Origin of the sequence: Periweissella fabalis (assembly GCF_012396505.1) — a bacterium.
Taxonomy (GTDB): domain Bacteria; phylum Bacillota; class Bacilli; order Lactobacillales; family Lactobacillaceae; genus Periweissella; species Periweissella fabalis.
The window spans coordinates 22,688-32,236 of the sequence record NZ_JAAXPN010000012.1; the positions used below are offsets into that span (position 1 = coordinate 22,688).

The following is a 9,549-nucleotide window of genomic DNA, read 5'->3' on the forward strand; positions in this document are numbered from 1 at the left end:
CACATGGCAAAAGGTGGATTAACAGGGTTATCAGGTGCGAAGCTTGCTTTGCTTGATGACAACGGAGCAATTATTAAAGGCTCAATGGGTATCGGTGATGCAACAGGTGTTTACACCGTTACTGCCCAAAATGATTTGGGTATGGCAAGTGCTAACTTAACTGGTTTAGCACCAACATTAACAGCAATTTATGGTAACAACGTAAAGACCGATGTTTCAGTCGGGAAAGCACAACCATCAGTTGCATTAGTAATCAACGCACTTGATATTGATACAAAATATCGTGTATTGGGGTACGAAAAGGACACAACCACTGGTGGTTATACACCAACTGGTAAGGCTTCAAAGGTTGCTTTGTTGCTACAAACTAACTTATTGAACGGTGATTCAGTATACTTTGGTTTCCAAAACGGTACTTTGGTTGAAGGTGCTGGTGTGAACATGGCTACCGACACACAAAACGAAACACGACAAACCGACCAAATGACATATTCACCTAACGCAACGGACAAGATGCCAGTTGGTTACAAGGTGTATGTTTCATCAGCCACTGGTTTTTCTGAATCAGCAATGATGGCAGAAGTATTTGGTGCAACCGCACCAGCACAACAAGCATCATAAAAAAACAAGCTAAATAGTTTAAATAGGTAGAACAATCAAGCAATGAAAAAGAACGTTGTCAAACGGATAACAACACAAACTTTGCTGATAAATGTTGGGTGCAAATCTCAACTTTAGCTATATCAAAAAATCAAAAAAATTAGAACACAAGGAGCAACACAAAATGACAGTTAAAATTGATGCAAAAGTTTTAGGAATTGCACGAAAGATTGAAGTAAAAGAAACATCACGTAATATTCAACGTGCAATGTTAGTACAAAAAGATTTAGTTAATGTTGAATATCAATCAGCATTACTTGCTGATAAAGGTGATGCAGCCACATTTGAGGAACAATCAAACATTATTGATGTTAATTTTCAATTGTTGGACACAATCAATGAATTTGTGATTAAAGCTTTACGCTTAAACGACAAGCAAGCTGAAAAATTGGTTGAAGATACTGAAACTGATGAAGCAATGGCCTTAGCTATGGAAATTATTTCAGGATTGCTACACATTGAACCCGCAGATGGTGATGAGGTTGCTGATAAGTCTTTAACGGTTTAAGAACTCACCTTGCTCAATTGGACAACATGTTAGAGGATATGAACCTATCAGCACAACACGCTTTGGTAGATTTACACATTTTGCCATCGGATTATGATGAACAAGATTACTACCGTTTACAAGAAGTGATGGGAGCTAGAGAAGTTGAAGATCGCCCTATGAACATGCAAGCTAAATCAGCTGATGAGTTCTTATCAAACTTAGGATTATAGATAAAAAAATAAAAAAGCCTTAGACCTTGCCTCTTGAGGTTAAGGCTTTTTTTAATAGAAAGGATAAAAATAATGGCAGATAAAAAAATTGTTGCTGAAATGGCGACACAATTTTCCGTTGATAGTACCAAAGCGGTTGAATCAATCAAAGATTTAAAATCTCAAGTCAATGGCTTGGGTAAAGAATGGAAAATCCAAGAAACACAACTCAAATCAGCTGGTGATGCTATGGGAGCAACACAAGCACGAGTTGATGGATTAACCCGACAATATGAAACCAACGGCAGAGCGATTGACAAAATCAAAGCTGATATGTCAGGGCTTAATAGAGAGGTTGCTAGTGAACGTGATGAATACAATAAACTATCACAACAATTGTTGAGAGCTGAAACACAACAAAACAGTTTAAATTCACAACTTAATAGAGCTGAGAGTACCCTAAAAGGTTATAAAGACGGTACTATTCAGCTGAATAAAGAACTCAAGGAACAAAATAGCCTAACTCAGGCTACCATTGAGCGATTACAAGCTGAAGGTAGAGAAACTGAAGCTAATTCGGTCAAATTAAAGAGCTTAACAGCTAATAAAGAGCGTTATAACCAGTTATTGACTGCTGAAAAGGCTAAACTTGATGACATTGGTGCAAAGCTTGGTACTAACTCAAGTGAATATACTAAACAGGCTACCTATGTGGAACGTTTAGGTACTAAGTTAGCTAAAACTAACCACGAAATGGCAGAGTTAGGTAATGCTAAACCAAACTTATCAGGATTGTCTGCTTTAAGCGAAAAGTTAGATAGTATATCAGATAAAGCTAAGCATACTCAAGTATCAATGGGTAAGTTGTTTGTAGCCAATTTAGCTTCTAACGTAGCCTTTACTGCATTAGACAGATTACGAGATAAGATTAGCGACAATTTGCACGAGGCGGTTGAGTATAACAAAGAGCAACAAGTTATGGGTGCAACTTGGCTAACGCTTACGGGTAATGCTTCCAAAGGTAAAGATATGGTTAATTCAATTAACCAAATATCAACTGCTTTCGGTCAAACTAATGAGTTAACTAATGAACTTGAACAACAGTTTTACCACGTATTTAACCAAAAAGGTCCAACTGATGAATTAACTAAATCAGTTTTAACACTGGCTGATACGTTGGGTATGAGTGCTGATGACACTAAGCGATTGGGATTAAACTTCACTCACATGATGAGTTCATCTAAGCTACAACTTGGTGACTTCAATATGATTACTGACCAATTGCCTATGTACGGTGAGAAGTTGCTTGAGTTTGAACGACAAGCGCAACACAACACTCAATTAACAATGGGTGAACTTCGTAAGCAGATGTCTGCGGGTAAGATTAGTGCTGATGATGCCACTAAAGTCATGAATGAACTTGGTGCTAAATACAAAGATGCGTCTGAAAACATGATGAACACTGCTTCGGGTATGGAACGTGTTATATCTGCACGTTCAAAAGCCTTAACTGGTGCATTAATTGAGCCAATCATGAATGCTAAAAATCCTATTTTTGGCGCAGTTTCAAAGTGGGTATCTGACAATCGGACTGAAGCTGAATTTAACAAACTTGGCCACGCTATTAATAATTCATTCAACACGATTACTGAAGCTTTCGGTAAGGAATTTAAAGCTAAGAGTTTTACCGAAGGTGCTGACCAATTTATTATTACAGTCACTAAAGACATTACTAAGTTTGGTGATTACATTGCAGGCCACTCTACCGAAATAACTAATTTCTTCAAGATGGTCAAAGACTTAGGTGGTGCAGGGTTTGGTACTCTAAGCACTAGCTTAAAAATAGCTTTACCTTTACTGGAAGGACTTGGTAAGTTTGCTAGTGATAATCCGGGCAAGTTTAAAGTCATGGTTGGTTCAATTGTGGCTATGGACTTAGCATTTAAAGGTTTTGTTGGAACTGTTAAGCTAATAAATACAACATTAGGTGCATTCAGCGCAGTCAAAGACGGTATTAAGTGGGCATCTAACGTATTTGGGATTAAAGCTGAAACTACAGCACTAAAAGAACAGAACAAGGTGTTGCTTGAAAATTCAGCCCTCTCATCTGTGGGTGGTAGCGGTTCAATTAGTTCTGTTGAAAAAGGTGCAGTTACCACAGTTGAAAAAGAAGCTGGAAAATTAGGTAAGTTAAAAGGGTTAACTGGTGCTGGTAAGGGATTAGTTGCAGGAACTGGTGTATTAAGTGTAATAGGTGCTTCAACTGATTTAATCGGTATTAATTCTAAAAATGCTGGTGGTAAGGTTGGTGCGTTCGGGGGTAACTTAGCCGGTGGTGCATTAGGTGCAACAATTGGTACAGCTATCCTACCAGGTATTGGTACAGCCATTGGGGCAGGTATTGGTTCAATTGGTGGTGATAAGATTGGTGCACTTCTTGGAAAAAGTATTCAAAAAGGCCTATCTAAGACCAAACTAAAAGTTCCTGAAATCAATACTAAAGACGCCTACGACAAGTTAAATGCTACTGCTAAAAAGTATTATAGTGATAAACAAAAGCAAGACACTGCTGACATTAAGCTGTTATACAAGAATGGTATGTTAACACGTGCTGAATACGAACGTAGATTAACAGAAATTCAAAAAGAAGGTGCTAAAGCCAACAGGATTGAAAAACTTAGTCAATCAGATAGAAACGCATTAACTAAATACTATGCTCAACAACGTTCTAAGATTGAGTCTGATGCTAGCAAGAAAAAAGAATCAGATGCCACTAAATGGAACAAGAAAATTAACGATGACATAGCTAAGTATGGTGCATACTCTACCCAAGTGGAAAAAGACGTAAAAAAGAAACAGCAGGCTTTAGCTGATGATGACCGCAAAAAGAAAGCTACGATTAATAAACTAACACTTAAAGATGCCACCACAACAACGATTGATGAAGCTAAACTGCATACAACTTTAGCAGGTAAGATTCAACTCGCTTCCAACGAACAAGTTAAAATCTTAACTCGTTTAACTAACCAAAAGGGTAAATTAAGCAACAAGCAACTTCAAAACGCTGTTAATGATTCGCAAAAAGAATATAAAGAAACTGTTGCTTTAGCTGATAAAAAACGAGATGGAATTTTTAAAGCTACATATAAGCAATATACGCAAGTGACAAATGCTACTGAACGACAACGCAAAGATGTTATAGCTAGTGCTAATCAACAATACAAAGATACAGTTGCAGCTGCAAACGAGCAGTATAAAGGTAATTCAAAATGGGCTGAAACTCAACGTCAAACTATCATTAGTAAAGCCAAGGACCAAAAGGACCAAACAACTAAACACGCTTGGGATCAATATAATTCAGTCGTTGATAAAGCTAGAAAGCAACAAAATGATGCAGATGACTCTGCTAGAAACCAACATGATACAACTATTAAACACGCTAAAGACCAAAAGGAACAAATTGTTGAACAAGCTAGACAACAATCTAAAGGTGTGGTCTCACATGCAGTGACACAAGCCAACAGTTCGATGAAAGCATCATCTAACCAAGGTAAGGGACTACAAGGCATTTGGGACAGTATCGTTCATTTTTTCAATGGCTTAACTAAACCATTTGGCGTTAAGTCAGTTAGTCCAGCACATGGTGCATATACGTACAGTCCAATGGATATGCCAGCTTTTGCCACCGGTACTAATTTCAGCAAAGCTAGTCACGCATTAGTGGGTGAAGCTGGTATTGAAGCTAGATACCAAACATACTCGGGCAAAGTTGACTTCTTAGGTACGAACGGTGCTGAAATTGTTAAACTTAACCAAGGCGATAGGATTTTAAATGCACAAGATACAGCTAAGCTATTTAAAGGTGGTTTAGGTAAGACATTACCCGGGTATGCTAAGGGTAACACTGACTTGTCAATGTTCATTAATAGTGTAACTAGGGGCACTTCTAACGTCTGGGAAAACATTTCAGAAAGTGCTGAAAGCGCACTGGAAAAATTAACAAATCCAATTAAAACCCTTAAATCAATAGCTGGTAAGGCATTTGATATTAACTCTATTGCTGAAGTTGGTAACCTAGGGCATGGTATTTCAAAGGGAATGCTAGATACTGGTATTAGTGGAATTGGTAAGTTCCTAAATACGTTAGTTAAATCTGTTGCTGATTTTGGTGAAGCGAATGTTGGTAACCCTGGTGGAGCTGGTGTGCAACGCTGGAAACCTTATGTCAAACGTGCATTGCATGCTTTAAACTTATCAACATCAGGTGCAATGGTAGCCCGTGTGCTCCGTCAGATTGCTACCGAATCAGGTGGTAACCCAACAGTTCGCCAAAAAGTTAACGACATTAATATGCGTTTGGGTATACCTGCCCAAGGACTTATGCAAGTTATCCCGCCAACATTTAGAGCGTTTGCTTTACCAGGACACGGCAATATCTTAAATGGATATGATAATATCCTTGCTGGTCTTAATTATGCTAAACACCGTTATGGTAGTGGTTTAGGCGCTTTAGGTCAAGGTCATGGCTATGCTAATGGTGGTTTAATAACACAACATCAGTTAGCTGAAATCGGTGAGGGAAACCAACCAGAAATGATTATTCCACTAAGTAAGATGAAAAATACAAGAGCAATTCAATTGCTTCAACAAGCAGTGTCAACGATTGCCAAAAATAATGGTGTTAGTGAACAACATAACCATTATGAATCAAACAATGATGATGTGGTTGATGCAGTTAATAAACTATCAGGTATCTTGATGGCAATCTTAAGCGTTAATAAACAACAATTATCACAAGGTAATAAGCCACAAGGTATGAACCTAAATGACTTAATGAATCAAATGGGTAACGCTCAATCTATGTATAATTACCAAAGTTTATAAAGGGGTGAACACATAATGAACTTAATTGAACGTATACTCACTGATGCTGGTATGTTGATTGGTGTGATTGCTGGTTTGTATGCTTTTTGGAGATTTTTGTTTAAAGCAAGCTTTAATGATGCTATTAACGCATTCACAACACCAATCATGACATCAGTTGATAGATTAACTGATAAGATTGAAGTGTTGAACAATAGACTTGATCAACTTGATCCAACGGTTGAAAGGGTTGAAAGTTTAGAAACACAAGTTGAAAGTTTAGATAAACAATCAGCTTTACATGAACAACGACTTCAACAACTTGAAAACCGTAAGAAATAGCAATAATTACACGTGAAACAACGGATAAAATGTGAATTTTATCAAGCCCGAAATGGCTTAAAACTATCTAATTTTTTTGATTTTAGGCTTGAGAGCAATCTCAAGTCTTTTTTGTCTTTTTATTATGCAATTATAAAAAATAGTGATAAAATTAAAATTATCATAATTTAATTAAGGAGATTTAAAATGGCAAAGAAAATCAAAGATTCTGATGGTAATGTATACGTTCAAAAGAACCCTTTTTATAAGCGTGGTTGGTTTTGGACATTAATTGCTGTTGTTGTATTATTGACTGTTATGATATCAGCAATAGGCGGTTCATCAAATGATAACGACAATAGCGCTCAAGCAGTTAGTTCTTCATCTACTGATAAATCATCTGTAAGTTCATCAACCCAGCAAGAAAAGACAACTTTTAAAGTTGGTGAAACTGTTGACTATAAAGGCGCAGACTTTAAGGTAACCGAGGTTAGTTATCCAACTGGTGAAGACTTTGAACAACCAGATCAAGGTAAGCAATACATTGTATTTAAAGTTACTATTACTAATAAATCAGATGAAAAACTTGATTACAATCCATATTATTTCAAGATTAACGATAAAGGTAATCAAGTAGATGCAAATAATACACCAACAGATATTAAAACACTTGATTCAGGAACATTAACTAAAGGTGGTTCAGTAACAGGTTACTTAGGTGGTCAAATAACTAAGGGTGATAAAGTTCAATTGGTTTATTTAGGTGATGGTTTAAGTGATAGTGATAAATTTTCACTTGATATAAATTAGTAAAAAGGCTTGAGAGTAATCCCAGGCCTTTTTTATATCATTTTCACCCAATGGTACTTAGAAAGTTTTGTACATTATGGTATACTTAATCACATATTAATAGGGCTTACTAAGGTAATTCAGTTTGGACTGATTAACCATTTAGGAGGTGATTAGAATGGTGTATTTTGATTGTCTTTTGTGGTGGAAAAGGAAGAATTGAGTTTGTCTGTTTATGAGGCACTCACATTAATGTTAGCATTTGGCAGTTTTATAATTGCATTTGCTGGCTTTATCGTGGGGATCATCATTGCTTTAACTAAAAAGTAATTTTACGCAACAAAAAAACAGCCACCTTAGCTTAGCCGAGCTAGTGACTGTGTTGCGAACAGAAAGTTGTTCAAACTAATTACTTAGTGAACTATTGATATTAAGAACTCGATGTTCCCGCATCGGGTTCTTTTTTGTTGTTTCTTTATGGAATAATTGTAACACTTGTTACTTAACAAACACAAGTATGGATTGTTGTGTTTCAATAATCTATATCTTTAACAGTTTCACGACTGCATTTTCAGCAATTATATCAATACCAATAAAAAAAATCACCACAATTAAGCAGTGATTAAATAGGTGTTTAGTTAAGTTCCCCGAACTTACTAATGATAAGTATACTTTGAGTATTCTTAAAAAGTAAAGATAATTTTTATGGTATTAGAATAAATAATTACAACAAAATAAAAAAACCGACAAAAAATTAATATTTACTTACATATTTATAAAAATAAGAATAAAATATATTTATTCTTATAAATTAATAATAGAGGTGCATTTTATGTATATTGTTTTATTCATTCTAGGTTTTATATTACTTTTGATATTTGTCTTCAAATTAGTTATAGCAAAGCACAAAGCTGAAACCCCATCATTAAAGACATGGCTATTATTTTTAGTTGCAATAATACTAACTGTTCTTGCATTTTTTACCATTCCAGATAAATATAAAATTTCAGATGACAAAGAAACATCAAAAACAACCACATCAGTTACAAAATCAGCTTCATCAAACACAATAGAAAAATTAAAAGGTTCAATCAACGATGCACTACTAAAAAACCTAGAACAAGATCAAGGTTTTGCTACTGGAAAACTCGATGCAAACGGCAACAAACTACCACAAGGACAATCAAGTACACCAAGTGCTTCATTTGCATGGTCACTTGCAGTTAATAAAATGGAATACTATGACGCTGGTGTTAGTGCTGTTAAAGTTTATTTAACACAAGATGCAATAGATAAATTATCAACTCAAGATGTTTATCAAGTAGCAAAATCAGCTCAAGGAATGATTGCATCAACGTTACTATCAGATGTTTCCAACAACGATAAAGAACAAAAATTAATCAATAATCAATTTAATCTCGATGATTCAACCAAACTATTACCTTATGTTTCATTAGCGAATGCAAATGGTGATGAACTTGTTCATACCAGCTTATTCACACACCAATTTAAGCAAAAAGATTTTGACAAATAACTTTAATCGCTAAAAAACCAGAAAATAGAATTATTTATTTTCTGGTTTTTTTTGTATCTATCTTAGTGTTTTTAATAGGTTATTCAGTGTTTAAACTACTATGTATTTTAAATAATTCACAAACTATTAAAAATACAGATGAAAATACTGTCATTAATATTAAAAATCTTAGAGGTTTAAATCCGATAAATAGAAATGAACTATTCACAAAAGTAAAACACCAAAACATTATTTTTCCCATAGATTGATACAGTTCAAATATTTTTTTATTGGATGAAATTACATAAACACCTAACCAAACACAAAATAAAAGTAAAATAAAAGAAACACTAGAGGTTATTTTATTTTTGTTAAAATCATACTTTCCAATAAAATCACGTAACCTATTAAGGTTATACTTTCCAATAAAATCACGTAACCTATTATTCATACTTGTTTTTAGACACTTTAAATATCGTGTAATTATTAAGCGTTTATTACAGCTATCTTCTATATTTTTAAAAAATTTACACATACACATACACCCTTTTAATTAAAAATAAGTTACTTTACATAACATGGTTTATCCTAAGATAGCCACTTAAACCAGCTACATCAACAATCTTAAAACTTTGTGAAATACACCTTTGTGAAAATATCTTTGTTCGATTTTGTTCGTATTAATTTATCAGCTTTTGTATTTC

At 34.9% G+C, this 9,549-nt stretch carries 8 protein-coding genes; all 8 read left to right on the forward strand.

The annotated features are described in order from the left end of the window. Window positions 1–3 precede the first annotated feature (3 nt). The 8 genes from HF964_RS09150 (at window position 4) to HF964_RS09185 (ending at window position 8,866) form a co-directional block, all read left to right on the forward strand. The gene (locus HF964_RS09150) at window positions 4–621 is read left to right on the forward strand and encodes a phage tail protein (RefSeq protein ID WP_168722748.1); all 618 of its coding nucleotides are present in this window, start codon (window positions 4–6) and stop codon (window positions 619–621) included. A 163-nt stretch (window positions 622–784) separates the two neighbouring features. After that, window positions 785–1,168: a phage tail tube assembly chaperone gene (locus HF964_RS09155; RefSeq protein ID WP_168722749.1), complete on the forward strand. Its 384-nt coding sequence runs from the start codon at window positions 785–787 to the stop codon at window positions 1,166–1,168. Window positions 1,169–1,206: 38 nt separating this feature from the next. After that, the gene (locus HF964_RS09160; RefSeq protein WP_168722750.1) at window positions 1,207–1,380 is read left to right on the forward strand and encodes a hypothetical protein; all 174 of its coding nucleotides are present in this window, start codon (window positions 1,207–1,209) and stop codon (window positions 1,378–1,380) included. 72 nt (window positions 1,381–1,452) lie between these two features. Continuing rightward, complete coding sequence (locus tag HF964_RS09165) at window positions 1,453–6,243, forward strand: tape measure protein (protein WP_168722751.1); 4,791 nt, start codon at window positions 1,453–1,455, stop codon at window positions 6,241–6,243. A gap of 15 nt (window positions 6,244–6,258) precedes the next feature. After that, on the forward strand, window positions 6,259–6,564 hold the full coding sequence (locus tag HF964_RS09170; protein ID WP_168722752.1) for a hypothetical protein: 306 nt from the start codon (window positions 6,259–6,261) through the stop codon (window positions 6,562–6,564). A 186-nt stretch (window positions 6,565–6,750) separates the two neighbouring features. After that, a complete protein-coding gene (locus HF964_RS09175) occupies window positions 6,751–7,353 on the forward strand; it encodes a DUF4352 domain-containing protein (protein WP_168722753.1) in 603 nt (200 codons plus the stop codon). Between the two features lie 183 nt (window positions 7,354–7,536). Further along, window positions 7,537–7,662, forward strand: coding sequence for a putative holin-like toxin (locus HF964_RS10005; protein ID WP_338091107.1), 126 nt, complete (start codon window positions 7,537–7,539; stop codon window positions 7,660–7,662). Between the two features lie 502 nt (window positions 7,663–8,164). Further along, window positions 8,165–8,866 carry a hypothetical protein gene (locus HF964_RS09185; RefSeq protein ID WP_168722755.1) on the forward strand — a complete coding sequence of 234 codons (702 nt, stop codon included), beginning with the start codon at window positions 8,165–8,167 and terminating at the stop codon, window positions 8,864–8,866. Window positions 8,867–9,549 lie beyond the last annotated feature (683 nt).